A 26,546-nucleotide genomic window follows, 5' to 3' on the forward strand; every position below is an offset into this window, starting at 1 on the left:
TTCTCCATGAATTCTCCCGTGGGAAGGCAGAGTTCATGACGCGATACCTCCTGGCACCATTTCCGCTGCACGGCCATGTGACGCCCATGGTCGCGCTCGCCGCCGAGCTGGCCAGCCGCGGGCACCAGGTCGACGTGGTGATCAGCGCCCCCTTCGCCGAGGTGTTCCGCGAGGTGGGCTGCACGGTTACCGAGATCGCCATCCGCCCCCGCGGGGGAGTTCCGGAGCAGCCGACGTTCGGCCACCGGCTGCGCAGGATCCGCCGGATCGCCGACGTCTTCCGCGAGCAGCGCCGCCTGACCCGGGAACTCGTCGAGGGCTGGCCGGTCTGGGAGCCGGCCGTCGTCGTCGCGGACATCATGGCCATCTGGGGGATCCGCGCCGCCGAGGCGGCCGGCGTTCCCTTCGTCTCCTTCCACGTGACCTACGCCGTGAGTGAGGAAGTGCTGCTCGACGAGGTCCGGCAGCAGCTCGGCCCGCGCGCGGCCGCCCTGGTCCGACGGCTCGGCATCGCCCGCATCCAGCCCGGGCTTCGGCGCCGCGTCACCGCCGGAGCGGCGAAGGCCCTGGTCAACACCGTCCCCGAACTCCAGCCCGCCCGTGAGTCGTTCGACGAGCGCTTCCACTTCGTGGGGCCGCTGCGGCGTGAACCGGTGGGGACGGACGGCTCCGCCGCCGGCTACTCCGACGACCTTCCCTGGGACCGCATCGCGGACGAGCCCTCGGTCTATGTGTCCACCGGCACCATGTTCACCCGCGGCCCGGAGTTCTTCCGCAAGATCGCCGACGCCTTCGCAGGTACCCGCTGGCTGGTCGTCCTCGCCACCTCGCACACCGATCCGGCCGAACTCGGCACCCTGCCACCTAATGTGATCGCCCGTCAGTACGTTCCCCAGTCGGCCGTGCTGGAACGCTGCGACGCCTTCCTCTCGCACGGCGGGATGAACTCGGCCCTGGAGGGGCTCGCGCTCGGCAGACCGATGGTCCTCGTGCCGCGGGCCGCCGACCAGCGGGAGATCGCCCGGCGGCTCGCCGAGGCCGGCGTGGGCGTGGTCGTGCCCGCCGAGAGCGAGGGACAGCGCTTTGTCACCGCTCTCGACGAGGTGGTGGCCGACCCGGACATCCGCCGCACACTGGACGGGCTCTCCTCCCGCATGGGCCGGCTGAACGGCCCCGGGGCCGCCGCCGAGGTTCTGGAGAAGCTCGCCGCGGAAGGACAGCACGGTCCGGGGCGGTCCCGGTGAGCGAGCTGCGCAGAAGGACGGTCCTGCAGGGCTCGGCGGCCGTGGGACTGGGCGCGGCCGGAGTCACGGCCCTCTCGGCCGCACCGGCCGGGGCGGCGGGCGCGGCCGGACCCGCCGACCCCTACCGGGACTCCGTACAGGACGCCCGGATGGTCTGGGACCGCCCGCCCGGCACCTGGGACGAGGCGCCCTGTCTCGGTGACGGTGCCCTGCGGGTCCAGGTCCTGGCCGGCGCCACCCCGGACCGTCTGGTCTTCGCCGTGCGGGGAAAGGGCACGTCGTGGCGGTCGCCCGCCACCGGCCCCGTCCTCAGGCTCGCCGGTACGCCCACGGCGCACCACTGGCAGCTCGATCTGTGGCAGGCCGAACTCCGCGGGACCGTCACCACCACCCGGGGCAGGGTGCGTTTCACCGCGTTCGTGCCCCACGGCCGAGGTGTCCTGGTGGTCCGCCTGGAGACCGAGGCGGGGGAGTCGGGAGCAGCCTGGGAGCGGGCGGCCGACACCGGCGCGGACGCCGGACTCCCGCACCGCGAGGAGACCCGCGGAGCGGTACGCGTCCTGGTCGCGGGCGCCGACGCCGGAGCGGTCGGCCGGGCCCTGGCCGACCCGGACCGGCTGGAGGCCGGGCACCGCCGCTGGTGGCACGACCACTACCGCCGGGGATTCCTCTCCGTACCGGACCGCACCGTTCAGCGGTTCCACTGGACACAGGTCTACCTCGCCGCGGCCGCGCTGAGCCCGGACACCCGGGTCACCGGCTTCGGCCACCCCTTCCTCGGCGCCACCGATCACCTCGCCCTCGACCCGGTGCTCGCGGCGGACCGCCCGCGCGCGGCGGACCACAGCCATCTGTACGGCGGCCTGCCCGGCGTCGGCTCCAAGGGCGGCCGCGCCGCCGACCCCATCACGTCCTGGGGGCTGCCCGCCCTCGCCGGGGCCTGGAGCAGGAGCATGGACGACGGGCTGCTGCGCGACCGGCTCCATCCCGCGTTGCGCAAGGCGGTCGGCTTCTACGCGCACTTCCTCGTGGCGGAGCCCGACGGGAAGCTGCACCTGCCGGCCACGTACTCGCCGCACTACGCCGACGTGCCGGACGCCGCCCACGGGCTCGCGCTGCTGCGCTGGGCACTGGGCGCACTGGCCGACTCGTCGCGGCGCCTCGGAGCCCGGGACGCCGGCACCGACCGCCTGCGGGACATCGCGGAGCGCCTGACCCCGTACCCCACCGGCCCCGACGGAGTGATGGTCGGCCGCGGCGTCGCGCTCACCCGCTCCCATGCCCACGCCTCGCACCTGCTGTGGCTCCACCCGCTGCGCGAACAACTCCCGGACGCCCGGGCCCACCTCGCCCACCGCAGCTACGCCCACTGGGCGTCGATGCGGGAGCACTGGCACGGCTCCTCGTACGTCACCGCATCCGGCCTCGCGGCGGCCGCCGGGGACCCCGGCGGAGCGCTGTCCCACCTCCGGCACTTCCTGACCGGTCTCGGCGGCGGCGGGCTCTACCGCGGTGCCGAGAACGAGCCGGACGGCGGAGCGGCGCAGTCCGCGCCGCTGGCCGCCGCCCAGTCGGCCCTCGACCTGCTGCTGGAGGCGGGCGGCGGCACCCTGCGGGTGTTCCCCTCGACACCGGCGGAGTGGCCGGACGCCGTGGTGGCGGGCCTGCGCACCCCCGGGGCCTTCCTCGTCGACGCCGAGCGCAGCCGGGGACGTACCGACTGGGTCCGGGTACGCAGCGAGGCCGGCGAACCGCTCGTCCTCGACCACGGCATCGAGGGCCCCGTCGAGGTGCTCGACAGCAGCGGAAGGCCCCGGCCCTGGCGGGCCGGCGGACCCCGGACGGTGCACGTCCCGCTCGCGCGGGGCGAGAGCGTCGTCGTGGCCCGCGCCGGGGCGCGGCCCGCCGGACCGAGGGTCGTGGAGGCGGACGGAACCCCCCGCGCCTGGGGGCTGGCCGGAAAAACGAAGTAGATCTGTCTCTACTGCCGATGAGCAGCACAGGCCGGTACGGTTCCCACGTGATCGCGCGCAATACGCTGGAAGCACTCGCACAACGTCCGTTGCGGTTCCTCACCTCCACCTGGCCCTGGCGCTCGCTCGCCTATCTGCTGTCGAGCGCGGCCGTGGGAGCCTGCGTGGCGGGGCTCGGAGCGCTCGCGTATCTCCTGTGGGGTGTGCTGGGACCGCTCACGGTCGCGGTCCTGCCGGCGGTGGCGGCAGTCGTGGCGTGGGGCGTGGCCCGGTTCGAGCGCCGGCGGCTGCGCTGGGTGACGGCCGGGCCGGCGGTTGAGAGGGAAGCGGGCCCGGCCCGCCCCTTGCTGACCAGGCTCAAGGACCGGCTGCGCGACTCCGGCAGCCTGCGCGAGGTCGGCTACGGACTGATCGCCCTGCTGGTGCTGTGGTGGACGGACCTCGGCATCGTGCTCGTGTCGCTGGGAATCCCGCTCTTCCTGATGAGCGCTCCATTCCAGCCGACCGCGAGCTTCGCCGGCGGCTGGGCCGGAACCCTCATCGGTGTGCTGCTGCTGCCGGTCGCGACCTATCCGATCGCCGCCTGGACGGGGGTGCGGGCAGCGATGGCCCGAGCCGTGCTCGTACCAGGTGACAACGAACTGACCCAGGTCACCCAGTCCCGCGCCCGCCTCGTGGACGCCTTCGACGTGGAACGCCGCCGGATCGAACGCGACCTCCACGACGGCGCGCAGCAAAGGCTGGTGACCCTGTCGATGAAGCTCGGACTGGCCGGCCTCGACCTGCCGCCGGACTCCGTCGCCGCCCGGCAGGTGCGGGAGGCGCGGCAGGAGGCGAAGGAGGCGCTCCAGGAGCTGCGGGAGCTGATCCACAACATCCACCCCCAGGTCCTGACCGACCGGGGCCTGGAGCCCGCAGTGCGGGATGTCGCCGCCCGCTCGGTGATTCCGGTGGAGGTCGACATCGCCCTGCCCGACCGGCTGTTCGCCCAGGTGGAGAGCACCGCGTACTTCGTGGTCTGCGAAGCCCTCGCCAACATCGCCAAACACAGCGGGGCCAACCGGGCGTCGGTCCGCGGCAGGCTGGGCGACGGCCAACTGGTCATGGAGATACGCGACGACGGGGTCGGCGGCGCCGACACGGAGGCCGGGACCGGGCTCGTCGGCATCACGGACCGGCTCGCCGTCCTGAACGGCAAGATGTTCCTGTACTCACCGGCCGGCGGGCCGACCATCCTGCGAGTGGAGATCCCATGCAAGCACTGAGACTGGTCATCGCGGAGGACTCCGTACTGCTGCGCGAGGGACTGGTCGGGCTGCTGGAGCGCTTCGGACACACGGTGCTCGCCGCCGTGGGCGACGCGACCTCGCTGATCGCCGCCGTGGCCGAGCACGGGCCCGACGCCGTCATCGTCGACGTGCGCATGCCTCCCGACAACACCGACGACGGGCTGCGCGCCGCCCGCCGGCTGCGCGCCGATCATCCCGGCCTGGCGGTCCTGGTGCTCAGCCAGTACGTGTCACAGGGGTACGCCTCCGAGCTCATCGCGTCCGATCGGCAGGGCGCCGGCATGGGGTATCTGCTCAAGGACCGCATCGGCGAGATCGAGGAGTTCGTCTCGGCGCTCGACTCGGTGTCCCGGGGCGGCACCGTGGTGGACCCCGAGGTGGTGCGGCAGTTGCTGAAACACCATCACGACCCGTTGCAGCGCCTCAGCCCCAAGGAGCAGGAGGTGCTGGGTCTCATCGCGGAGGGCCGGTCCAACGTCGCCATCGCCCGCCGGCTCGTGGTCGCCGAGGCCACCGTCTCCAAGCGCATCGCGGCCATCTTCACCAAACTGGACCTGCCGCCGGCGCCCGACGACCACCGCAGGGTGCTGGCCGTACTCGCCTATCTCAACGCGTGACCCGACACTCCTGCCCCAGCCGAACCCTCAACCGGCGGGCAGGCGGCGGTACATGTCGGCGACCCGGAACGCCAGGTCGATCGACTGCTCGTGGTTGAGCCGGGGATCGCAGGCCGACTCGTACCGCAGCCCGAGGTCCCGCGCACCGACCGGACGCCCGCCGCCGAGGCATTCGGTGACCTCGCCGCCGGTCAGTTCGACATGGATTCCTCCCGGGTGGGTTCCCAGGGAGCGGTGGACCGCCATGAAGCCGCTCACCTCGTCCAGGATCGTCTCGACGTCCCGGGTCTTGAAGCCGTCAGGCGTGGTGAAGGTGTTGCCGTGCATGGGATCGGACAGCCAGCACACCCGGGCACCCTCGGCGGCGGTCTTCTCCACCAGGACCGGCAGCACGTCGCGGACCCGGTCCGCACCGGCCCGCACCACGAACGTCAGCCGGCCGGGCTCCCGGTCCGGATCCAGCCGGTCCATGAGGCGCAGCACGGTCTCCGGGTCCGCCGTGGGACCGAGCTTGACCGCGACGGGATTGCTGATCCGGGACAGGAACTCGATGTGGGCGCCGTCCGGCTCCCGGGTGCGTTCCCCCGCCCAGAGCAGGTGCCCGCTGGTGGCGTAGAGCCGGCCGGTCCGCTCGTCGACCCGGGTCAACGGCGTCTCGTAGTCGAGCAGCAGGGCCTCGTGACTGACGAAGAACTCCGCGGTCGCGAGCGGCCCCATGTCACCGCCGCAGGCCCGTACGAAGGCCAGGGTGCGCTCGATCTCGTCGGTCAGCCGCCGGTAGCGGCCGCCGGCCGGGGACCCGCTGACGAACTCCCGGTTCCACGCGTGGATCTCGGACAGATCGGCGAACCCCCCGGTGGTGAGCGCCCGGATGAGATTGAGGACGGCCGCCGACGCCTCGTACGTACGGTTCAGCCGTGACGGGTCGGGCGTCCGCGAACGGGCGGAGAACTCCAGCCCGTTGACGGCATCCCCCCGGTACGACGGGAGCACCGTGCCACCCCGCTCCTCGACCGCACGGGACCGGGGCTTGGCGAACTGGCCTGCCATCCGGCCGATCTTGACCACGGGCAGCGACGAGGCATGGGTGAGCACGACGGCCATCTGCAGCAGCACCCGCAGCGTGCCGCGCACCGCGTCCGCGCCGACCCCGGAGAAGGTCTCCGCGCAGTCCCCGCCCTGGAGGACCAGCGCCTCACCCCGGGCGACCGCCGCCAGACGGTTCCTCAGCACATCGCACTCGGCCGGCAGGATCAGCGGAGGCGAGGCGGCCAGCACTCCGTGCGCCGTGCGCAGCGCACCCGGATCCGGCCAGTCCGGCTGCTGCGCGGCCGGCAGCCCCCGCCAGGGGGCCGTCGAAAGGTCGTCCTCAAGAAGGTCTGCGGTCATCTCGGAATGCCACCCGTTCTCGGTCGTGTCGAACACCATTGCCTGGGCGAAAACTGCTCGTCGTTTTCCGGGGACGATGCCTCGACCACTTCAATTCGCAGGGCCCGGCCGCGTCAAGCAGTTCGGGATTGGTCCGCCTCGGCCGATACGGATTGGTCTGGTACCGGCATACCTCCGCCTGCTTCGCTTGAGGGGACGGCGCGCAAGGACGCGTGGCCGTCCTTTCTTGTCCGCGGGGAAATGGCAGGGGGATTCTTCAGATGGCCGATACGGCACCGGTCCCGGTCAGGGTGATCCGAACCAAATTGGCATCCCATGAGCCGCTCGATCTCTATTCTGCGCTGCGCGGGACCCTGCCAGCCGACGGGGTGTTCCTCTTCGAGAGCCTCGAGGGGGCCGACGAGGACCGGCGTTCCGCGGTCGTCGGATTCGGCCGCCTCGCGGAACTCCGGGTCTTCGGCGGCGACGGCCGGACCGGTCGTGTCGAGGCCGAGGGGCCTCCCGCGCTCGTCCGGGCCCTGACCGCCGGGGCGCGGCACGCGGGCCTGACCGTGGACGGGGCGGGGGGAGCACCGCCGGACCCCGGACGGGCCGCCATGTCCTTCACCAGCAACGACGCCCTGTGGACCCTGCTGGAGTCGGCCCGGAACATGTTCGACGTCGAGACCGACGTGCCCGAGACCTCGTACGCCTTCGGCTTCCTCACCTCCTTCGGGTACGAGTCGACCTGGAACATGGACGCTCCCGGGCGGCGGACGAAGCCGTCGGACGCACCCGACATCACGCTCACCCTCTTCCGGGACACCGTCTGGTACGACCTGGGGACGGGGACCGTCCGCCTGCACCACGCCGACGGGGCGGCCCTCGCCGATCCGGCCGGACCGCCGGCCGGCATGCTCCCCGACGTCCGGGCCCTGGCCGAGGAAGCCGGCCGCGCACGGGGCCGTGACACACCGGTGCCGGCCGCGCCGCGCCCGTACTCGGTGCGCGACAGCGTCGACCGGGACACCTTCCTGACCTGGGCGGACCGCTGCCTGGAACACATCCGGGACGGGGACATCTACCAGATCCAGATCGGCCACCGGCTCGACGTCCGCACGGAACTGACGCCCGAGGACGTCTACCGGCGGCTGCGCCACCGCAACCCCTCTCCATACATGTACATGATGCCGTGCGCCGGGAAGCTGCTCATCGGCGCGAGCCCCGAGCTCTTCCTTCGGATCGAGGACGGCACGATCGTCATGCGGCCCATCGCCGGAACGGCCCGCAGGGGCCCGGACGACGAGGAGAACCAGCGGCGGATCAAGGAAATGCGGGAGAGTACGAAGGAGCAGGCCGAGCACATCATGCTGGTCGACCTCTGCCGCAACGACATCGGCAGGGTGACCCGGCCGTCCACCCGCCCGGTCGACGAGCTGATGGCGGTGGAGGCGTTCTCCCACGTGTTCCACCTGGTGTCGACGGTCAGCGGCCGGGTGCGGCAGGACGTCGGTCCGTTCGACGCCGTACGTGCCACCTTCCCGGCCGGGACGATGACGGGGGCCCCGAAACTTCGGGCCATGGAGATCATCGACGGACTGGAGCGTGAGCCGAGGGGCGCCTACGCGGGCGCCGTGGGGCTGATGGACGTGCGCGGCTGGACCGAACTGGCCCTGTGCATCCGGACGATCGCCCACGACGGGACGGTCTACTCCACCCAGAGCTCGGCGGGCATGGTCGCGCAGTCCCGGCCCTCGGACGAGTGGCAGGAGACCCTCGCCAAGATGGGTGCGGCCCACTGGGCCCTGACCGGTGAGGAGTTGCTGTCATGAAGGTCCTGCTGATCGACGCGCACGACAGCTTCGTCCACATCATCGACCAGTATCTGCGGACCCTCGGTGCGGAGACCGTGGTCGTACGGTCCAGGACCCGGACCCCCGGCGAACTCGCCGCACTCGAACCGGACGCGGTCGTCCTGGGCCCGGGACCGGGGCATCCTGCCGACTCCGGGCACGTCGAACTGGTGCACCGCTTTGCGGGCGTGGTGCCCGTGCTTGGGGTCTGCCTGGGACACCAGGCGATCGCCCTCGCCCACGGCGGCACGGTCCGGCGGGCCGAGCAGGTGATGCACGGCCGGGTCAGCGTCATCCGACACGACGGCGCCGGTGTCTTCCGGGGCCTCGGGAACACCCTGGAGGCGACCCGCTACCACTCCCTGATCGTCGCAGAACCGCTGCCCGCGGAGCTGGTCACGACCTCGGTCTCCGTCGACCATGGATATGTGATGGGCCTGCGGCACCGCACCCTGCCGGTCGAGGGCGTCCAGTTCCACCCCGAGAGCATCCTCACGACGGGCGGACTCCAGCTCTTCCGCAACTTCCTGGAGACCGGGCGGAGCGCACCCGTGCCCGCCCCCAACTGAGGGCGGCCACCATGCGGCCCGGCGATGCCCCGGGCCCGCTGCCGACGAAGGGCCGCGCCTCCGGCCGGCCCTTGCGGCACCGCACCGCACTCCACGGCACGCCCGCAATCGAGAAGGGAACCCGCATGTCCGCACGACCGGAAGAACCCAGCTGGCCCGCTCTCCTCAACGCACTGGTGGCCGGCCGCGACCTGACGTCCGACGAGGCGGCCGGGGCGATGGAGCAGATCATGACCGGGGGCGTCACCGGATCCCGTCTCGCGGGATTCCTGATGGCGCTGCGGAGCAAGGGCGAGACGGTCGACGAGATGGAGGGCCTGGCGCGGACGATGTGGGAGCACGCGGTGCAACTGCGCGTGCCGGGCCCCATCGTGGACATCGTCGGAACTGGCGGCGACGGTTCCGACAGTGTGAACATCTCCACGATATCGGCGATCGTGGCCGCCGGAGCGGGCGCCCGCGTCGTCAAGCACGGCAACCGGTCGGCCTCCTCGCAGTGCGGATCGGCGGACGTACTGGAGGAGTTGGGGATCACCATCGACCTGCCACCGTCGCGGGTCGCGGCGGTCGCCATGGACACCGGCATCACGTTCTGCTTCGCCCCCGCCTTCCATCCGGCGATGCGTCACGCGGCCCCGACGCGCAGGGAGCTGGGCGTGCGCACCGCCTTCAACCTCCTGGGCCCGCTGTCGAATCCGGCGTCGCCCACCGCACTGGCGGTCGGGGTCGCCGATCTCGACGCGGCGCCGCTGATCGCCGGCGTGCTGGCCCGCCAGGGAGTGTCCGCCCTGGTCTTCCGGGGTGACGACGGGATGGACGAACTGACGGTCACCACCACCTCCAGGATCTGGTCGGTCGGCGACGGACAGGTGCACGAGGAAGTCTTCGACCCCCGCGAGCTGGGAGTCCCGCCCGCCGCCCCGGACGCCCTGCGCGGCGGTGACCGCAGCCACAACGGGCGGGCGGCGCGAGCGCTCCTCGCCGGGGCCCGCGGACCCGTACGGGACGCCGTCCTGCTCTCCGCCGCCGCGGCGCTGGCCGCCGTGACGCCCGCACCCGGGCGGGTGCGGGCGGCCGAACGCATCGCCGCGGCGCTGCCGCGCGCCGCCGAGGCCATCGACTCCGGCGCGGCCGCCGACGTCCTGGAGCGCTGGGCCGCCGTGACCGCCAAACACGCCGCCGACCGCTGACCCGGTGGCCGCGATCCGGTCCGACGACTCCGGCCTCGGCGCGGGAGACGTTGCCCAACTGGTCTGTCACCAGGGGCCGTACGAGTTCGAGGCGGACCACTGGTGCGGAGCAGGGGCCGGCCCCGACCGGTATGAACACGCACCGCGGGGCGGATCCCTGCCGGCAGGTCAGCTCCGGAGCTCGCCTTCCAGCAGGATGCGGTGCAGCCGCATCCTGACAGTTACTACGAGGAACGGCATTAGGGCGTGTTCCAGGTTCAGATCACTGTTGGGTCAAATCGCTCCGCCGGAGTGGCTCGGGACGGTAGGCATCCGGGGTGACGCGAGGCGATCTGACGGATGCAGAGTGGGAGTTGTTCGAGCCGCACCTGCCGCTCGGCGTGAGCGGACCGATCCCTGACCTGCGTAAACAGTTGAACGCGGTGATGTGGAGGTTCCGGACCGGGAGCCCGTGGCGCGACATCCCCGAACGCTACGGGTCCTGGTGCACCGTCTACGGCCGCTTCCAGAAGTGGGCCCTTGCGGGCACCTTCGAGACGCTGATGGAGCGGATGATCGCCGAGGCGGCCCGGCGAGGACAGGCCGATCTGGACCTGGTCGGCGTCGATTCCACCGTCGCACGCGCGCATCACCACGCGGCCGGCATGGCCGTCGACCCCGAGCTCCTGGAGGAACTGGTGAAAGCCGCCGAGGAGGAAAAGGGGCTCCAGCAAAGGGACAATCCGCCCAGGTGACGGTCGAAGGCGACCCGGTCGAGGAAGCGTTACGTGCCGAACGGCGACGGATACGCCGCCGCCACAAGGCCCGCCTGAAAGCTGCCGCGTTGGGGCGCTCGCGGGGCGGGCTGACGGTCAAGACGCACCTGGCCACCGACCGGCGGTGCCGCCCGCTGTCGTTCGTGGTGACGCCGGGGCAGGCGGCCGACAGTCCGCGTTTCGCCGCGGTCCTCGACCGAGTCAGGATCCGTGGGCCGGTCGGTCGGCCCCGCACCCGCCCCGGGGCCGTCGCCGCCGACAAGGCGTATTCCTCCCGCGCGAACCGCTCCTACCTGCGTAAACGCCGGATCCAGGCGGTGATCCCGGAGAAGAAGGACCAGGCCGCCCACCGCAAGAAGCGAGGCTCGAAGGGCGGCCGCCCCCTCTCCCACGACGCCGAGCTTTACAAGGAGAGGAACACCGTCGAGCGCGGCATCAACAAGATCAAGGAATGGCGAGGGCTGGCTACCCGCTACGACAAGACTCCTACCAGCTACCTCGCCGGACTCCACCTACGCGGATCGATCATCTGGCTCCGGAGTCTCCGCCCCACATGATCCGAACCTGGAACACGCCCTAGAAGACTCATGAAGATCTTGGTGAGGGGCTGTCCGGTCGCAGGCCGGGCGGCCTCTTGGTCTATGTGGTGGCCGTGCTGATTGTCCAGGTGCTGCCTGTGCGGGTGAGTCCGAGGTTGATCAGTCGGCGGAGGTTGAGTGCGGCGGCTCGGGTGTGGAGCCAGCTGTCGTTCTTAGTGGTGCCGCGGTAGCGGAGTTTGCGGTTGCCGTGGTGGACGAGCCAGGCGACGGCGCGTTCGACTGGTGGTCTCCAGCGGCGGTAGTCGGCTTTCCAGTCGGGGTCGGTGGCGGCCTGGTGGCGGGCGGCGGCGAGCAAGTCGTGGTGTGGGCGGATGGTCAGGATGCGTCCGGCCTTGGCTTTGGTGCACTGCTCGCGCAGGGGACATCCGGCGCACAGGTTCTTAAAGGAGGCGGTGCGCTGGTGGTGCTGTCCGCCGGGGGCGGAGAGAGGGACGGTGTGTCCGGCGGGGCAGGTCACGGTGGCGGCGGCGGTGTCGATGACGAAGTCGTCCAGGGTGAAGCCGCCAGGGACAGCGGGCCGTAGTGGGGCGGGCTTGAAGAACAGCCGGTGTCCTGCCTCTTCGAGGGCCTGGCGGGCGTCGCCGGTGGAGTAGGCGGTGTCGCCGAACGCGTCCACCGGCTCGTGCTCGTCAGCAAGCAGATCGAGGCCGACGGCTGCTTCGTGGTGCTCGGGCCCGGCGCCGGGCGCGAGGGCGACGGCGGTGTATAACCCGGTCTCGGGCTCGACGGCGAGGTGTGCTTTGAAGCCGTCCTGGACTCTGCTGCGCAATTCCGTGCGGGGGTGAAGGTGGGCACGGGATGATCGTCTGTACGGTCGTTGTCCTGTCGTGCGGCCGTGGGGGTGGTGTGGATGTCGATGCGGCCGGAGGGGCTGCCGGAAGTCCCGGAGCAGACCGTGATGGTGGCGCGGGCGGCGTTCCCGCAGGGGAGCCTGGCGATACGGGTGCGAGACCGGCTCGCGGAGGTTTTCGCGGACGAGCCGTTCGCGTCGGCGTTCGGGGTGCGTGGGGCTCCGGGTTTGTCTCCGGGGGTGTTGTGCCTGGTCACGGTGTTGCAGTTCGCCGAGGATCTGACCGATCGGCAGGCCGCGGCGATGGCGGTGCGGGCGATCGACTGGAAGTACGCGCTCGGGGCGGAGCTGACGGACACCGGCTTCGATGCCAGTGTGCTGAGCCGGTTCCGTTCCCGCCTGTCCGACAACGGCATGGAACGGGTGGTCTTCGACCGTCTCCTTGAGTACTGCGTGGAGGAGGGGCTGGTCGCGGCCGGGGGCAGGCAGCGGACCGATTCCACCCATGTGATCAGTGCGGTGCGGGACTTGAACCGCCTCGAGCTGGCCGGGGAGAGTGTGCGGGCGGCGCTGGAGGCCCTGGCTGTCGCGGCGCCGTCGTGGCTGGCCGGGCAGGTCGATGTCGCCGAGTTCGCTCACCGGTACGGGCCGCGGGTGGACGGCTGGCGCATGCCCGCCTCGCAGACGAAACGCGACCGGCTCGCGCAGGTCTTCGGCCAGGACGCGCTGGCGTTGTGCCGGGCGGCCTGGTCACCCGGCACACCCCCATGGATCCGTGAGATCGAGTCCGTACAGATCCTGCGGCAGATCCTCGTCCAGACGTACTACCTGAGCACCGACACCAGGGGACGGGAGGTGATCAAGAAGCGGGCCGCCGACGACGAGGGTGTCCCGCCCGGTCATCGCCGCCTCGCCTCCCCCTACGACGCGGACGCACGCTGGGCGGCCAAGGGCGAGGGCCTGTTCTGGATGGGCTACAAGGTCCATCTCACCGAGACCTGCGACACTCCCACCGAAGCCGAAGCCGAAGCCGAAGCCGAAGCCGGTGTCCGGGCGGCACCGAATCTGATCACGGACGTGTGCACCACCGATGCCACCGTGCCCGATGTGAAAGCGACCGCCCCGGTCCAACAGCGCCTGGCCGAGCACGGCATCAGGCCCGCCGAGCACTACCTCGACTCCGGCTATCCATCCGCCGACCTCATCGCCGCCGCGCTGAAACAGGGCACCCGTATGGTCACCCCGGTTCTGCTGGATCATTCCGCCCAGGCCAAGGCCCACGCCGGCTTCGACAAGAGCGCCTTCATCATCGACTGGAGGGCCCGCCAGGTCCGCTGCCCCGCCGGCAAGACCAGCGCGCACTGGAACCCCGTGAAACAGCACGGAACGGACGCGATCGTCATCACCTTCGGCGTCCGCACCTGCCGCCCCTGCCCCTTCCGCGACCAATGCACCAGCTCCGCGAAAGGCCGCCGCATGCTCACCCTGCGCCCCAGAGAGCCAGAAGAAGCCCTCACCCAGGCCCGCGCCGAGCAGAAGACCGAGACGTGGAAGGCCAAGTACGCCCTGCGAGCGGGTGTGGAAGGCACTATCAATCAAGCCCTCGACATCACCGGCATACGCCGGGCCCGCTACCGCGGGCTACCGAAAGTCCGCCTCCAACACGCCTTCTCCGCCACCGCACTCAACGTGATCAGACTCGACGCCCACTGGACCGGACACGACCAGCATCACACCCGCAGCAGCCGGCTCGAACGCCTCGCCTACCGACTCACAGCCTGACCCAGGAATTGCGCAGCAGAGTCGTCCTGCTGGTGGGAGCGGGTCTTGTGCACGTGCCGGGATTCCGGATCGACGGTGGAGATCATCCGGTCGTAGGCGGTGCCCCGGGTGATGCGCCAGCGCCCGTCGCGGCCGTCGGAGTCCTCGGCGGGTTCGACGTCCTGCCCGGCGACCAGGGCCAGGATGCCGACAGCGTTCGCGGCCTTCTCGCCCAGCTCCTGCTCGGGCAGATGCCCCAGGAGCCTGAGCGCGTCACCGACCAGGGCATCAACGAGGACGGCGCGGGCCTCCTCGTCATTCCAGGCGATCCTTGGTTTGCCCGGGTCGCTGTAGTCATGCGCGGTGCACTGCACGGCCGCGACCCGGTCAGCTCCCGGAACCTCCCGGATGACCGCGCGGACGGCAGCGATGATCTGGGTGACGGTGTCCTGGGTGGCGACCGCGTCGTCCAGCACAGTGGAGTCCAGCGCCCGCCGGTGCTTGCCCTTGAGTACACCGGTGGCCTTGACGACCTCCCTCACGGCCTCGAACACCCGGTTCGGCCGGGTGGAGCGGGCCAGCCGGCGGCGGAAATAGGCAAGCAGTGACGGATCGAACGCCATGTCGTTGAGGCCCAGCCCGCACGCGGCCTTCCACCGCAGGTCACACCGCAGTTCCTGGACCGTCTCGAAGTCCGACAGCCCGTGCAGGGCCTGCAGCGTGATCGCGGCGGCCAGGATCTGCGGCGGCATACTCGGCCGCCCGTTCGCCGACGGGTACATGTCCTCGAACATCACCACCGGGCACAGCGCACCGCGATGCTCGGCCAGGAACGCAAACACACTCCCGGCCGGAATCAACTCCCGGCACGTCTCCCACACATCCGGCCCGATCGTCTCCCCGGCCCATTCCCCCATCACCACAAGAAAGAGTCTGGCCCCGCCACTCACGCGGCGGGACCAGAACCCCAAGATCTTCATGAGTCTTCTAGCCACCAAGCGAGTTGAGACAGGGCGACTCGGACGGGAAGCGAGGTTGCGTCCCCTGCGACCGGAATGGATGCTGACCGGTCGGAGGTGGTGAAGATGATCAATGTGGTGTTGAAACTGTCGGTACGCGACCTGATGCCGGCGGACCTACCGGGGTGTGGGTGGGCGGGCTCCGGACACCACCCTTGCGGTCTGTCCTGCGACGGACATCCAGGGGCGAAGGGCGGCGTCGACTACCGCATCAAGGAGGGGGTGGGCACCCTGTGGCAGCTGGCGGTCCACCCGGCACTGCAGTCCTGCGGCATTGGCACCTTCCTCGTCGAGGCCGCAGAGCTTCGGATCAGGAACCGCGGTCTGCTCCATGCCGAGCTCGGCATGAAGGAGAACAACCCCCGGGCCCGCGCACTGTACGAACGCGCTGGTCAGGGCCTATTTTCCTAACACTCGATGATGTTCATCGCGAGCCTGCCCCGCGCGGTCTCCTTGTACTTGACGTTCAGTTAGCGGTCAGACCGAGGAAGATCGCGATACGGGACCAGAAGCCGCGCAGTACGACGAGGGCGAAGCCTGTGAAGAGCATGGTGAGCAGCGCGGTCCACTGATCCTGGGGCCAGTAGGTGCCAGCGGTGACGGGAGCCAGGTTGAACCCGATGAGCATGACCACCGCGCCGGTGACCACCGGCGGCAGGACAGTATGGATGATGCGGGCGCCCAGAGCACGAACGACTGCCCCGCACCGGAAGAGGGCCGCGCCGACGACCAGCAGTGCGCCGGTGAGGGTTGCCGCGTCGCCGCCCTGAGTCTTGATGACGGCAGCCACGCCGATGAACGACAGGCTGCTGCCGAGATAGCTGGGGATACGGCCACGGGTGATAAGCAGGAAAAGGATGGTGGCCACACCGGATGCCATGACGGCGAGGTTGGCGTCCAGACCCATCAAGATGGGGCGGCGAACGACGCGCCGAACATCGCGACCACGTGCTGGGCGCCCAGTCCGAACGTACGGGGCCAGGAGAGCCGTTCGTCCGGCCGGACCACGGCCCCCGGTGCGGGGGTCTTCCCGTCGCCGTGCAAGGTCCAGCGCACGCCGAGGCCCATGGTCGCTCCCTGTTGTGTAGGTGCGGAGCCGAGCGCCTCGTCGGGCACGTCGCTGCCGCAGAAATGATCAGCGCCATGGTAATGCCGGATCGTGGCGTGCTCACGGCCGGGCCATGGCCCCTGAGCACGGCGGATGCGGGCGACGGAGGGGAACGGGCCCCGGCCGTCCGCCGGCCCGGCCGGTCAGGGACGCGGCTCGGCGGACTTCGTGCTCGGGGCACCGGCGTCCGAGGACGACACCTGCCTGCGGTCGCCCGCCCGCAGCACCCCGGCCCCCAGCACCAGACCGAACGCGAGCACCGTCACCAGGCCGAACGAGACGACCAGTGAGGTCGCCTCGGCCAGCGAGCCGATCGCGGACGGGGCGATCAGCCCCGAGGTGTACGTGATCGTGGCGACGCCCGCGATCGCCTGGCTCGGGTTCGGGCCGCTGCGCCCGGCCGCGGCGAAGGCGAGCGGGACGACCACCGCCACACCGAGGCCCAGGAGCCCGAAGCCGCACATGGCGAGCGCCGCGTCCGGCGAGGCGACCACGAGGATCCCGCCGACCGTCGCGAGGACCCCGCCGACCCGTACGGTCCGGACCGCGCCGAAGCGGTCGACGACCTTGTCGCCGGCGATCCGGGCGACCGCCATGGTCAGCGCGAACGCCGTCGTGGAAGCCGCGGCGAGCCCGGCGGAGGTGTCCATGACGTCCCGGAGGTAGACCGCCGACCAGTCCAGGCTGGCCCCCTCGGCGAACACCGCGCAGAAGCCCACCGCGCCGATGATCAGCGCCGACTTCGGCGGCAGGGTGAAGCGCGGCGGCGGCTCCTCGTCCGGCCGGCTGCGCAGGTCCAGCACGCCCTGGCAGGCGATCAGGCCGAGCGTGGTGAGCACGAGGGCGGCCAGGGCGTGGTGCAGCCGGGCGTCGGCGCCCAGATGCGCGGCCACCGTGCCCGCCGCCGAACCGATCAGGGCGCCCACGCTCCACATCCCGTGCAGCCCGGACATGATCGACTTGTCGAGGCGGTTCTCCACCTCGACGCCGAGGGCGTTCATCGCCACGTCCGACATGCCGGCCGTCGCCCCGTACACGAAGAGCGCGGCGCACAGCGTCAGCAGGTTGGGCGCCGTCGAGGGCAGGATCAGCGCCAGCGTCCACAGGGCGAGCAGTCCGCGCAACGCGGTCCTGGCGCCGAAGCGATGGCTGATCGCGCCGGCCAGCGGCATGGCGAGCGAGGCGCCGATCGCCGGGAAGGCGAGGGCGAGGCCGAGCTGACCGGCGCTGACCCCGGCGTGGTCCTGGATCCAGGGCACCCGGGTGGCGAAGCTGCCGGTCACCGCGCCGTGCACGGTGAAGACGGCGGCGACGGCGAACCTGGCCCGCCTCACCTGCTCCGTGCCGAAGACCGTGTCTGTGGAATCCGTTGTCATACCGCCGTGCCCTCCCCTGGGGAATTCTCTGTTGCCGGTGGTCCAGGCGCCCGTCTCCACGGTGCGCGCCGTAAACTATCAGGAACCTTGCCTGATAAATAGAGCGCCTGGGCATCCAGTGCGTCAGCGATCTGGAAGGATCCCGGCATGCCCGCATCACCGAGCACCGCACGGGCCATCAACGACCGGCTCGCCCTGCGACTGCTCCAGCAGGACGGCCCGCTGACGGCCACGCAGCTGAAGAGCCTGACCGGCCTCTCCCGGCCCACCGTCGCCGACCTCGTCGACCGGTTGCAGGGGGCCGGCCTGATCCGCGTCGTCGGCGAGGCCGGCGCCGAGCGCCGCGGTCCCAACGCCCGGCTGTACGGGATCGCCGCCGACCGCGCCCATCTCGCCGCACTCGACGTGCGCACCGGCAGCGTCGCCGTGGTCGTCGCCGATCTCCTCGGCGCCACGCTCGCCGAGGCCACCCTGCCCATCGGCAGCGACACCGACACCGAGGCCGCCGCCGAACAGGCCGCCGCACTGCTGGAACGCACGGCGCGCGAGGCCGGTGCCGGCCCGCTGCACAGCGTCGGCATCGGCGCGCCCGGCCTGATCGACCCGGTCACGGGCGAGCTGCGCGACACCACCGGGCTGCCCGCCTGGCACCGGCGGCTGGTGCGGGTGCTCCAGCAACGGCTGCCCGCGACCGTGCTGGTCGAGAACGAGACCAATCTCGCCGCCGTCGCCGAACACCGCGGCGGCGCGGCGGCCGACCGCGACACCTTCGTGCTCTTCTGGCTCGGCCACGGCGTCGGCGCCGCCGTCATGCTGGACGGGAAGCTCCGCCGGGGAGCCTCCGGCGGCGCGGGCGAGATCGGCTTCCTGCCGGTGCCCGGCATCGCAGGCACGCCGTCGGCCGTCAACTGCGACGGCGGGTTCCACGCGCTGGTGGGCTCCGCCCCGGTCTGTGAACTGGCCGCCGCCCACGGCATCGCCGTGCCTCCGGGCACCGCCGAGGGGGACAAGGAACCGGGCGCGGCGTTCGCCGTGCGGGCCGCGCTGGCGGGGGAGGGGGACGGCGAGGCGTTCCTGGACGCCCTCGCCGGCCGTCTCGCGGTCGGCGCCGCCGCCATCGCCTCGGTCCTCGACCCGGGCTGTGTGCTGCTGGCGGGCGAGGTCGGCCACGCGGGCGGGGACGCGCTCGCGGCACGGGTCGAGGAGCGGCTGACCCTGATGTCACCGCTGCGCACCGAGGTCAGGGCCGGGCGGCTGGGCGGCGCGGCGGTGCTCCGAGGCGCGCTGCTCGCCGCCCGGGAGGCGGCTCAGGACGAGCTGTTCACGCCGTCCGGCTGAACCGCCGGGCGGGGAGTTCCCCGAACACCGCGCTCCCCGCGGCCTGTTCGGGGGCGCAGCCGGCCGCTGGGCCGCCGTCCCGGGGAGCATGGGTGAGCCCGGCGGTGACCGGGGGCGATCCGGTCACCGCCGGGCGGTTCGGGAGGAGGGGCAGCAGGCCCCGAGGTCCTGCCAGGCACCCCAGTCGCCGGTGGAGCCGGGCGTCTCGCCCTTCGTCCACCACTTGGCCTTCCACTGGTGCGAGCCGTGGCTGACCGTCGTACCCGCGCCGTACTCGGAGCCCGCGCTCCAGGCGGGCGCGGCGCAGTCGCCACCGGGCGTCGGGCCCGTGCCGGTCGAGGGGTCCGGCGACGGTGAGGACGTGCCCGTGCCGGGGTCGACCGGGGTGGTTCCGCGCGCCAGGTCGGCGGTGAGGGCGTACGACTTCCCGCCGAAGGCCACCGTCCAGTTCGACGGTGTGGAGGTGGGCAGGTAGTAGACGAAGTCGACCTGCACCGAGGCGCCGGGAGCCAGGCTCTGCCAGGCCGGGAGCTTCAGCGAGACGCGGTTGTAGTCGCCCTTGAGGCCGCCGATGTTGTTGGCGGCGGTGTGATCGCTGCGCACGGTCGTCGTGCCGAAGCCCGACTGGTCCTTGGCGTTGGCGGGCGCGGAGGTCGCGTAGTCGAACTGGAACTCCGTGCCGCCGGGCGGGGTCGCCTTCGTGTTGTTGGTGATCTTCAGCTTGGGGCTGATCGGGCAGTTGGAGTCACCGAGCGGGAACTGGTCGAAGGACACGGGGAGATCCGGGTCCATCTCGGCGCCCGCGACACCCGGCCAGGTCATGCCGGTCGAGGCGTTGTCCGGCCCGTCGGCACCCACGGAGATCTTGTTGCCGCCGTCGACGTGGGCGAACGCGTAATTCAAATGGGTGACTTTGTCCCAAGGGATGTCGGAGGCGAGGTAGGTGGGCTTGCCGTCCTTGCCGGTCCGCCAGCCGGTGAAGTATCCGATGACCCGCCGCTGGTGGTCGGCGTCCATCTTCTCGCGGCCCTCGGTGTCGTAGACGGAGCAGTAGAGGACGGCGGCACCGGGGGTCTCGTAGAGCCCGTCGGGGCGACAGGACTCCTGGTCGGAGGCGGCCGACGGGGTGGCGGCGAGCGAGCCCATCAGCAGTCCGGCGACGGCAACGCCGGCTGCGAGCAGGGTGGCTCTCGCACGGGTGGGGGACAGCACGTTCGCTTCCTCCCGGGGAGGTTCGGCAGAACACAACTGGCAAGGGAGTGGGTCGTGTTGATGCCCCGGGTGTGCGCACACCACGGGACCGCTCCTCGGAGGTGACGCAGAGATCAAAAGGACTAGGCCGGTGCGTCAATAGGTCTGGACCTTTAAGTGTCAACTTCTTCGGCCGCACCCCTCGCCGCGGCCGTCCTGTGAGCCAGTCCACAAGTACTCACCCGTATGGTCCTTCGCCGGGCGTGGCACACTGATCGTGTACCAGCAGCAGCGCACTCCGGGGTCGGTGCAATTCCGAACCGGCGGTTATAGTCCGCGACCCGTCCGCATCCAGCGGCCGGTTGACCAGGTGGGATTCCTGGACCGACGGTTAAAGTCCGGATGGGAGGCAGTGCGCGGCGGGCCGTTTCGCGGGTACGCCGCCGTCGGCGGATGGTCTTCGGGCAACCGATCCATCCGTGTTTTCCGGCATTTCCGGCGTTCCCCCGTGGCGTTCCCGCTTCATCTGTCGTCATCGACAGGCCCCGGAGTCCGTGCCCGAAGAGGCAGGAGGACCCGGTGGACACCGCAGCCGACATCACCGCCATGCGCCGTGCGATCACGCTCGCCGCCCGCGGTCTCGGCTCCACCAGCCCCAACCCCGTCGTCGGCTGCGTCATCCTCGACGCCGCGGGCCGCCACGCCGGCGAGGGCTTCCACCAGCGGGCCGGCGGACCGCACGCCGAGATCCACGCCCTGCGCGACGCGGGCGACCGGGCCCGGGGCGGCACCGCCTACGTCACCCTCGAACCCTGCAACCACACCGGCCGCACCGGCCCCTGCGCCCAGGCGCTCATCGAGGCCGGGGTCGCCCGGGTCGTCTACGCGGTCGGCGACCCGAACCCGCAGGCCACCGGCGGTGCCGACACCCTGCGCGCGGCCGGGACCGAGGCCGAGCAGGGGCTCCTCGCGGCCGAGGCCGAGGCGGGCAACGCGGCCTGGCTGGCCTCGGTGCGTCTGGGCCGCCCGTACGTCCTGTGGAAGTACGCGGCGACCCTCGACGGCCGGATCGCGGCCGCCGACGCCACCAGCCGCTGGATCACCTCTCCCGAGTCCCGCGCCGACGTCCACCGGCTGCGCGCCGAGGCCGACGCCGTCGTGGTCGGCTCCGGCACCGCCCGCACCGACGACCCGCAGCTCGGGGTACGCGGCATCGAGGACGCCGTGCAGCCGCTGCGGGTGGTCGTCGACACCGGCGCCACCGCCGTACGGCCCGGCGCCCGGGTCCTCGACGGGACCGCGCCCACCCTGATCGCCGTCGCCGAGGACGCCGATGCCGGGCACCTGCCCGAAGCGGCCGTCCTGCGGCTGCCGCGCGCCGCCACCGGCCCCGGCCTGGACATCCCCGCCCTGCTCCGTGCCCTGCACGGGCGCGGCGTCCGCTCCGTACTCCTCGAAGGCGGCCCGACCCTGGCCGGGGCCTTCGTCGCCGCGGGAACGGTCGACAAGGTCGTCGGCTATCTCGCCCCCGTGCTCCTCGGCGCCGGCCCCGCGGCCCTCGCCGATGCCGGAATCTCCACCATTGCCGAGGCGTTGCGCCTCGATGTGACCGAGACCGTCCGTATCGGCCCCGATCTGCGCATCACCGCCGTCCCCGGCCCTGCCCGGAAGGGAAACTGAGTGTTCACCGGAATTGTCGAAGAACTGGGTGAAGTCACCGCCGTCGAGAAGCTCGGCGACGCCTCCCGATTCCGCCTCCGCGGCCCCGTGGTCACCGAAGGCGCCAAGCACGGCGACTCCATCGCCGTCAACGGCGTCTGCCTCACCGTCGTCGACCTCGGCGAGGGCGAGTTCACCGCGGACGTGATGGCCGAGACCCTCAACAGGTCCAGCCTCGGCGCCCTGGACACCGGTTCCCGGGTCAACCTGGAACGCCCCATGGCGGTCGGCGGCCGACTCGGCGGCCACATCGTCCAGGGCCATGTCGACGGCACCGGGCGCATCGTCGAGCGCAGGATCTCGGAGAACTGGGAGGTCGTGAAGATCTCCCTCCCCGCGGAGCTGACCCGCTACGTGGTGGAGAAGGGATCGATCACCGTCGACGGCGTCAGCCTCACCGTGGTGGACGCCGGACCCGACTACTTCACCATCAGCCTCATCCCCACCACCCTCGCCCTGACCACGCTCGGCATCAAGGAGCCCGGCGACCCGGTCAACCTGGAGGTGGACGTCATCGCGAAGTACGTCGAGCGACTGCTCGGCAACCCCGCGCAGGAGCCCGAGGAGCCGGTGAAGTGAGTGCCCTGCACTGGCTGAACTCGGAGGCGTTCACCGTCTTCGGGCAGCACATCATCTGGTCCGACATGATCGGCAACACCGTCGGTCTGATCGCGCTCACCCTGGGCTGGCTCCGCTCCATCTGGACCTGGCCCGCCCAACTGCTGTCCGGCGTCGTGCTGGTCGCGGCCAACGCCTCCGTGCACCAGGCGGGCAGCGTCGGCAAGCAGCTCGTCGTCGTCGCCGTGGCCGTCTGGGGCTGGCAACAGTGGACCCGGGGCAGGCAGCAGGCCCAGGACGGCTCCATCGCCGTACGGTTCGCCACCTGGCGCGAGCGCGGCTACCTGCTGGGCGGCGCCGCACTCGGCACCCTCGCGGTCGGTGGCCTGTTCACCGCGTTCCCCTCGCTCTCGTGGAGCCCGTGGGCGGACGCGTACATATTCGCCGGGACGCTCGTCGCGATGCTCGCCCAGGCCCGCGGCATGGTCGAGTTCTGGTTCGCCTGGCTGCTGGTCGACCTGGTCGGCGTACCGCTGAACTTCCACAGCGGACTCGCCTTCTCCGGTCTCATCTACGTCGTGTACGGCGCCCTCGTCCTGTGGGGCATGCGCGACTGGTGGCTGCGTTCGCGGACACCCGCTCTGGAAGGAGTCACGGCATGACTGCCCAGCCCACCTGGTTGCACCGGGAGCACGAGGACGCCGCCGAGGACCTCCGCCTGGACCCCGTCGAGCAGGCGATCCGCGACATCGCCGCCGGACGGCCCGTCGTGGTCGTCGACGACGAGGACCGGGAGAACGAGGGCGACCTCGTCATCGCCGCGGAGAAGGCCACCCCCGAGATCGTCGCGTTCATGATGAGCGAATGCCGCGGCCTGATCTGCGCGCCCATGGAGAACGCCGAGCTGGAACGGCTCGAACTGCCGCAGATGGTCGACCACAACACCGAGTCGATGCGCACCGCGTTCACCGTCTCCGTCGACGCGTCCGCCGCCCACGGCGTCACCACCGGCATCTCGGCCGCCGACCGGGCCACCACGCTCCGGCTGCTGGCCGGCGGCGAGGCCGGCCCCGGCGACTTCGTACGGCCCGGCCACATCTTCCCGCTCCGCGCCCGCTCCGGCGGGGTGCTGGTCCGCAACGGCCACACCGAGGCCGCCGTCGACCTCGCCCGGCTCGCCGGACTGCGGCCCGCCGGGGCCATCGTGGAGATCGCCGGCGAGGACGGGGTGATGCTGCGGCTGCCCCAACTGGTCCCGTTCGCCCGCAAGCACGGCCTCACGATCATCTCCATCGAGGACCTGATCGCCTACCGCCGCAGCTCGGAGCCGACCGTCCGCCGCGAGGCCGAGGTACGGCTGCCGACGGGCTTCGGCGCGTTCACCGCGTACGGCTACCGTTCCACCACCGACGGCGTCGAGCACGTCGCGCTCGTCCACGGCGACCTCGGCGACGGCGACGACGTCCTGGTCCGGGTCCACTCCGAGTGCCTGACCGGCGACATCTTCCAGTCCCAGCGCTGCGACTGCGGCCCCCAGCTGCACGCCTCCATGCGCCGGATCACCGAGGAGGGCCGCGGCGTCGTCGTCTACCTGCGCGGCCACGAGGGCCGGGGCATCGGCCTGCTGTCCAAGCTCCGCGCCTACGAACTCCAGGAGCGCGGCATCGACACCCTCGACGCCAACCTGGAGCTCGGCCTGCCCGCCGACGCCCGGGACTACGCGGCCGGTGCCCAGATCCTCAAGGACCTCGGCGTCCACAGCCTCAGGCTGATGACCAACAACCCCGACAAGACGGCCGCCATCCTGCGCCACGGGCTCGCCGTCACCGGCCGCGAGCCGATGCCCGTCCAGGCCGGCGAACACAATCTGCGCTACCTACGCACCAAGCGCGACCGCATGGGGCACGACCTGCCCTGGCTCGACACCGCCACGGCGTCGACCTGCGGCAACCAGTGAGATCACGGAAACGAGCGGTAGGAGAGACATGAGCGGCAAGGGCGCACCCGAACTGTCCGTACGCAACTGCGGCGACCTGCGCGTGGCGGTCGTCGCCGCGCAGTGGCACGAGAAGATCATGGACGGACTCGTCGACGGCGCCCTGCGCGCCCTGCACGAGCTCGGCATCGACGAGCCGACCCTGCTCCGGGTGCCCGGCAGCTTCGAACTCCCGGTCGTGGCCAAGGTCCTCGCGGGCCGCGGCTACGACGCGATCGTCGCCCTCGGCGTGATCATCCGCGGCGGTACCCCGCACTTCGAGTACGTGTCCAACGGCGTCACCAACGGTCTCACCCAGGTCGCCGTCGACACCGGGGTCCCGGTCGGCTTCGGCGTACTCACGTGCGACACCGAGGAGCAGGCGCTCGACCGGGCCGGCCTGGAAGGGTCCAACGAGGACAAGGGGCATGAAGCGGTCACCGCGGCCGTCGCCACCGCCGCCACGCTGCGCACGGTCAGCGAGCCCTGGCGCTGAGCCAAGGGCACGGACCCCGTACTCTAAGACCATCATGGCGAACAAAACCTTCGAAGAGCTCTTCGCCGAGCTGCAGCTCAAGGCCGCCAGCGGCGACCCCTCCACCTCCCGTACCGCCGAGCTCGTGGACAAGGGTGTCCATGCCATCGGCAAGAAGGTCGTCGAGGAGGCCGCCGAGGTCTGGATGGCCGCCGAGCACGAGAGCAAGGACGCGGCCGCCGAGGAGATCTCCCAGCTGCTGTACCACGTCCAGGTGATGATGGTCGCCCGCGGGATCTCGCTCGACGACGTCTACGCCCATCTCTGAGCACCACCTCAGCACCACGTACGTCCGCACGCCGCACAAGACTCCCTCCTCGCAAAGGAAACCTGACCTCATGCTGCGCATCGCCGTCCCCAACAAGGGTTCACTCTCCGGGCCTGCGATGGCGATGCTCCATGAGGCCGGCTACCAGCAGCGCAAGGAGTCCAAGGAACTCGTCCTCGTCGACCCCGAGAACGAGGTCGAGTTCTTCTACCTGCGGCCGCGCGACATCGCGATCTACGTGAGCTCCGGCCGGCTCGACATCGGCATCACCGGCCGCGACCTGCTGCTCGACTCCGGCGCCGACTCCGAGGAGATCCTGCAGCTCGGCTTCGCCCGCTCCACCTTCCGCTACGCCACCAAGCCCGGCACGGCCGAGGGCCCGCAGGACTTCGACGGCAAGACGATCGCCACCTCCTACGAGGGCATCGTCGCCAAGCACCTCGCCGACGCCGGCGTCAATGCCTCCGTCGTCCACCTCGACGGCGCGGTCGAGACCGCCATCGAACTCGGTGTCGCCCAGGTCATCGCCGACGTCGTGGAGACCGGCACCAGTCTGCGCAACGCCGGACTCGAAGTCATCGGCGAGCCGATCATGAAGTCGGAGGCTGTCGTCATCCGCCGCACCGGCGCACCCGACGACGACCCCAAGGTGCAGCAGTTCCTCCGCCGCCTCCAGGGCGTCCTGGTCGCCCGCAGCTACGTGATGATGGACTACGACTGCCGCGTCGAGCACCTGGAGCGCGCGGTGGCCCTCACCCCGGGCCTGGAGTCGCCGACCATCTCCCCGCTGCACCACGAGGGCTGGGTCGCCGTCCGTTCCATGGTCGCCGCCCGGGAGGCCCAGCGGATCATGGACGATCTGTACGACCTCGGCGCCCGCGCCATCCTCACCACCGCCATCCACGCCTGCCGCCTCTGACGGCCGGGCGACCACCCGGAAGACAGAAGAACACGATGTCCGCCCCCGCGCCCCGGTCCGAACTCCCCACGCTCCCGGTCACGTTCCGGCCGACCCGAACCCGGGTGGTCCTGCTGACCGTGGGGGCGGCGATGTTCGTCGTCATCACCGTCATCGCCCTGACCCTGGAGCAGCTGAGCGCGGGGGAGCGGTCCAGCTTCATCTTCACCGCGCTGCTGTTCTTCGGCGTGCTCGCGCTGCTCAGCCGCCCGAAGATCGTCGCGAACGAGGACGGGGTGACGGTGGTCAATCTCACTCGAACGCGCCGACTGTCCTGGGCGGAGATTCTCCGTGTCAACCTGCGTGTCGGCGACCCCTGGGTCTTTCTCGACCTGAGCGACGGGACCAGCATGCCGGCCCTCGGTATCCAGCCGGGAATCGCCAAGCAGCAGGCCATCCGCGACGCCCGTGCGCTCCGCGCCCTCGCCGAGAACCACGGCACCGGTACGGACAACGGCTGAGCCCCCTGCCCCGTACGGCCTCTTCTTGATTA

The 26,546-nt window shown here is 71.3% G+C and carries 20 protein-coding genes, 5 pseudogenes and 1 riboswitch; of the genes and pseudogenes, 19 read left to right on the plus strand and 6 right to left on the minus strand.

All coding sequences use genetic code 11. The features are described from left to right. Nucleotides 1–35: 35 nt before the first annotated feature. From OG611_RS20615 to OG611_RS20630, 4 genes are read left to right on the plus strand one after another with little or no spacing between them, the layout of a single operon-like run. Entirely contained in the window at nt 36–1,244 is a 1,209-nt protein-coding gene (locus OG611_RS20615; protein WP_266422191.1) for a nucleotide disphospho-sugar-binding domain-containing protein, read from the plus strand. Beyond that, a complete protein-coding gene (locus OG611_RS20620) occupies nt 1,241–3,217 on the plus strand; it encodes a hypothetical protein (protein WP_266422193.1) in 1,977 nt (658 codons plus the stop codon). Before OG611_RS20615 ends, OG611_RS20620 begins: the two co-directional genes overlap by 4 nt. A 47-nt stretch (nt 3,218–3,264) precedes the next feature. Then, on the plus strand, nt 3,265–4,482 hold the full coding sequence (locus tag OG611_RS20625; RefSeq protein WP_266422196.1) for a histidine kinase: 1,218 nt from the start codon (nt 3,265–3,267) through the stop codon (nt 4,480–4,482). Beyond that, entirely contained in the window at nt 4,470–5,123 is a 654-nt protein-coding gene (locus tag OG611_RS20630; RefSeq protein WP_266422199.1) for a response regulator transcription factor, read from the plus strand. Before OG611_RS20625 ends, OG611_RS20630 begins: the two co-directional genes overlap by 13 nt. Before the next feature lie 27 nt (nt 5,124–5,150). On the opposite strand, the gene OG611_RS20635 is transcribed toward OG611_RS20630, so the two are convergent. Beyond that, nucleotides 5,151–6,512 (minus strand): class II 3-deoxy-7-phosphoheptulonate synthase, encoded by a 1,362-nt coding sequence (locus OG611_RS20635; RefSeq protein WP_266422202.1) that lies wholly within the window; start codon nt 6,510–6,512, stop codon nt 5,151–5,153. Nucleotides 6,513–6,817: 305 nt separating this feature from the next. On the opposite strand from OG611_RS20635, the gene OG611_RS20640 reads away from it, so the two are divergent. From OG611_RS20640 to OG611_RS20655, 4 genes and pseudogenes are all read left to right on the plus strand, one after another. After that, the gene (locus tag OG611_RS20640) at nt 6,818–8,323 is read left to right on the plus strand and encodes an anthranilate synthase component I family protein (RefSeq protein ID WP_266422204.1); all 1,506 of its coding nucleotides are present in this window, start codon (nt 6,818–6,820) and stop codon (nt 8,321–8,323) included. Further along, nucleotides 8,320–8,913 (plus strand): aminodeoxychorismate/anthranilate synthase component II, encoded by a 594-nt coding sequence (locus tag OG611_RS20645; protein WP_266422207.1) that lies wholly within the window; start codon nt 8,320–8,322, stop codon nt 8,911–8,913. Before OG611_RS20640 ends, OG611_RS20645 begins: the two co-directional genes overlap by 4 nt. A gap of 125 nt (nt 8,914–9,038) precedes the next feature. Continuing rightward, complete coding sequence (gene trpD / locus OG611_RS20650) at nt 9,039–10,103, plus strand: anthranilate phosphoribosyltransferase (protein ID WP_266422210.1); 1,065 nt, start codon at nt 9,039–9,041, stop codon at nt 10,101–10,103. Nucleotides 10,104–10,420: 317 nt separating this feature from the next. Further along, a pseudogene (locus tag OG611_RS20655) lies at nt 10,421–11,415 on the plus strand (IS5 family transposase). An 82-nt stretch (nt 11,416–11,497) separates the two neighbouring features. Here the strand turns inward: OG611_RS20655 and OG611_RS20660 are convergent. Continuing rightward, nucleotides 11,498–12,217: pseudogene (locus OG611_RS20660) on the minus strand (transposase); the annotation flags it as partial. A gap of 90 nt (nt 12,218–12,307) precedes the next feature. Here OG611_RS20660 and OG611_RS20665 point away from each other — a divergent pair. Then, entirely contained in the window at nt 12,308–14,029 is a 1,722-nt protein-coding gene (locus tag OG611_RS20665; RefSeq protein ID WP_266422212.1) for an IS1182 family transposase, read from the plus strand. A gap of 23 nt (nt 14,030–14,052) precedes the next feature. On the opposite strand, the pseudogene OG611_RS20670 reads toward OG611_RS20665, so the two are convergent. Beyond that, nucleotides 14,053–14,925: pseudogene (locus tag OG611_RS20670) on the minus strand (transposase); the annotation flags it as partial. A gap of 168 nt (nt 14,926–15,093) precedes the next feature. Between OG611_RS20670 and OG611_RS20675 the strand changes: the two are divergent. Continuing rightward, nucleotides 15,094–15,414 (plus strand): annotated as a pseudogene (locus tag OG611_RS20675) (GNAT family N-acetyltransferase); the annotation flags it as partial. A gap of 91 nt (nt 15,415–15,505) precedes the next feature. Here OG611_RS20675 and OG611_RS20680 read toward each other — a convergent pair. Both OG611_RS20680 and OG611_RS20685 read right to left on the minus strand, forming a co-directional pair. Next, a pseudogene (locus OG611_RS20680) lies at nt 15,506–16,095 on the minus strand (solute carrier family 23 protein); the annotation flags it as partial. Between the two features lie 183 nt (nt 16,096–16,278). Next, entirely contained in the window at nt 16,279–17,511 is a 1,233-nt protein-coding gene (locus OG611_RS20685) for an MFS transporter (protein WP_266422214.1), read from the minus strand. 147 nt (nt 17,512–17,658) lie between these two features. On the opposite strand from OG611_RS20685, the gene OG611_RS20690 reads away from it, so the two are divergent. After that, the gene (locus OG611_RS20690) at nt 17,659–18,849 is read left to right on the plus strand and encodes an ROK family transcriptional regulator (RefSeq protein WP_266422216.1); all 1,191 of its coding nucleotides are present in this window, start codon (nt 17,659–17,661) and stop codon (nt 18,847–18,849) included. A gap of 123 nt (nt 18,850–18,972) precedes the next feature. Here the strand turns inward: OG611_RS20690 and OG611_RS20695 are convergent, their stop codons facing one another. After that, nucleotides 18,973–20,061, minus strand: coding sequence for a chitinase C-terminal domain-containing protein (locus OG611_RS20695; protein WP_266422219.1), 1,089 nt, complete (start codon nt 20,059–20,061; stop codon nt 18,973–18,975). Nucleotides 20,062–20,329: 268 nt separating this feature from the next. Beyond that, nucleotides 20,330–20,460, plus strand: a riboswitch (FMN riboswitch). A gap of 159 nt (nt 20,461–20,619) precedes the next feature. Between OG611_RS20695 and ribD the strand changes: the two genes are divergently transcribed. The 8 genes from ribD (at nt 20,620) to OG611_RS20735 (ending at nt 26,514) form a co-directional block, all read left to right on the plus strand. Continuing rightward, the gene (ribD, locus tag OG611_RS20700) at nt 20,620–21,720 is read left to right on the plus strand and encodes a bifunctional diaminohydroxyphosphoribosylaminopyrimidine deaminase/5-amino-6-(5-phosphoribosylamino)uracil reductase RibD (protein ID WP_266422221.1); all 1,101 of its coding nucleotides are present in this window, start codon (nt 20,620–20,622) and stop codon (nt 21,718–21,720) included. Beyond that, a complete protein-coding gene (locus tag OG611_RS20705) occupies nt 21,721–22,338 on the plus strand; it encodes a riboflavin synthase (RefSeq protein WP_266422224.1) in 618 nt (205 codons plus the stop codon). Next, entirely contained in the window at nt 22,335–22,979 is a 645-nt protein-coding gene (locus OG611_RS20710) for a nicotinamide mononucleotide transporter family protein (protein ID WP_266422227.1), read from the plus strand. The genes OG611_RS20705 and OG611_RS20710 overlap by 4 nt, the downstream gene beginning before the upstream one ends. Continuing rightward, nucleotides 22,976–24,274, plus strand: coding sequence for a bifunctional 3,4-dihydroxy-2-butanone-4-phosphate synthase/GTP cyclohydrolase II (locus OG611_RS20715; protein WP_266422230.1), 1,299 nt, complete (start codon nt 22,976–22,978; stop codon nt 24,272–24,274). The genes OG611_RS20710 and OG611_RS20715 overlap by 4 nt, the downstream gene beginning before the upstream one ends. A 28-nt stretch (nt 24,275–24,302) precedes the next feature. Further along, nucleotides 24,303–24,788 (plus strand): 6,7-dimethyl-8-ribityllumazine synthase, encoded by a 486-nt coding sequence (gene ribH / locus OG611_RS20720; RefSeq protein WP_266422233.1) that lies wholly within the window; start codon nt 24,303–24,305, stop codon nt 24,786–24,788. 34 nt (nt 24,789–24,822) lie between these two features. After that, complete coding sequence (locus OG611_RS20725) at nt 24,823–25,095, plus strand: phosphoribosyl-ATP diphosphatase (RefSeq protein WP_266422236.1); 273 nt, start codon at nt 24,823–24,825, stop codon at nt 25,093–25,095. A 70-nt stretch (nt 25,096–25,165) separates the two neighbouring features. Beyond that, entirely contained in the window at nt 25,166–26,014 is an 849-nt protein-coding gene (hisG, locus tag OG611_RS20730) for an ATP phosphoribosyltransferase (RefSeq protein WP_189547690.1), read from the plus strand. Nucleotides 26,015–26,049: 35 nt separating this feature from the next. Further along, on the plus strand, nt 26,050–26,514 hold the full coding sequence (locus tag OG611_RS20735; RefSeq protein ID WP_266422241.1) for a PH domain-containing protein: 465 nt from the start codon (nt 26,050–26,052) through the stop codon (nt 26,512–26,514). Nucleotides 26,515–26,546 lie beyond the last annotated feature (32 nt).

It is taken from the genome of Streptomyces sp. NBC_01363, from assembly GCF_026340595.1.
Classification (GTDB): Bacteria; Actinomycetota; Actinomycetes; order Streptomycetales; family Streptomycetaceae; genus Streptomyces.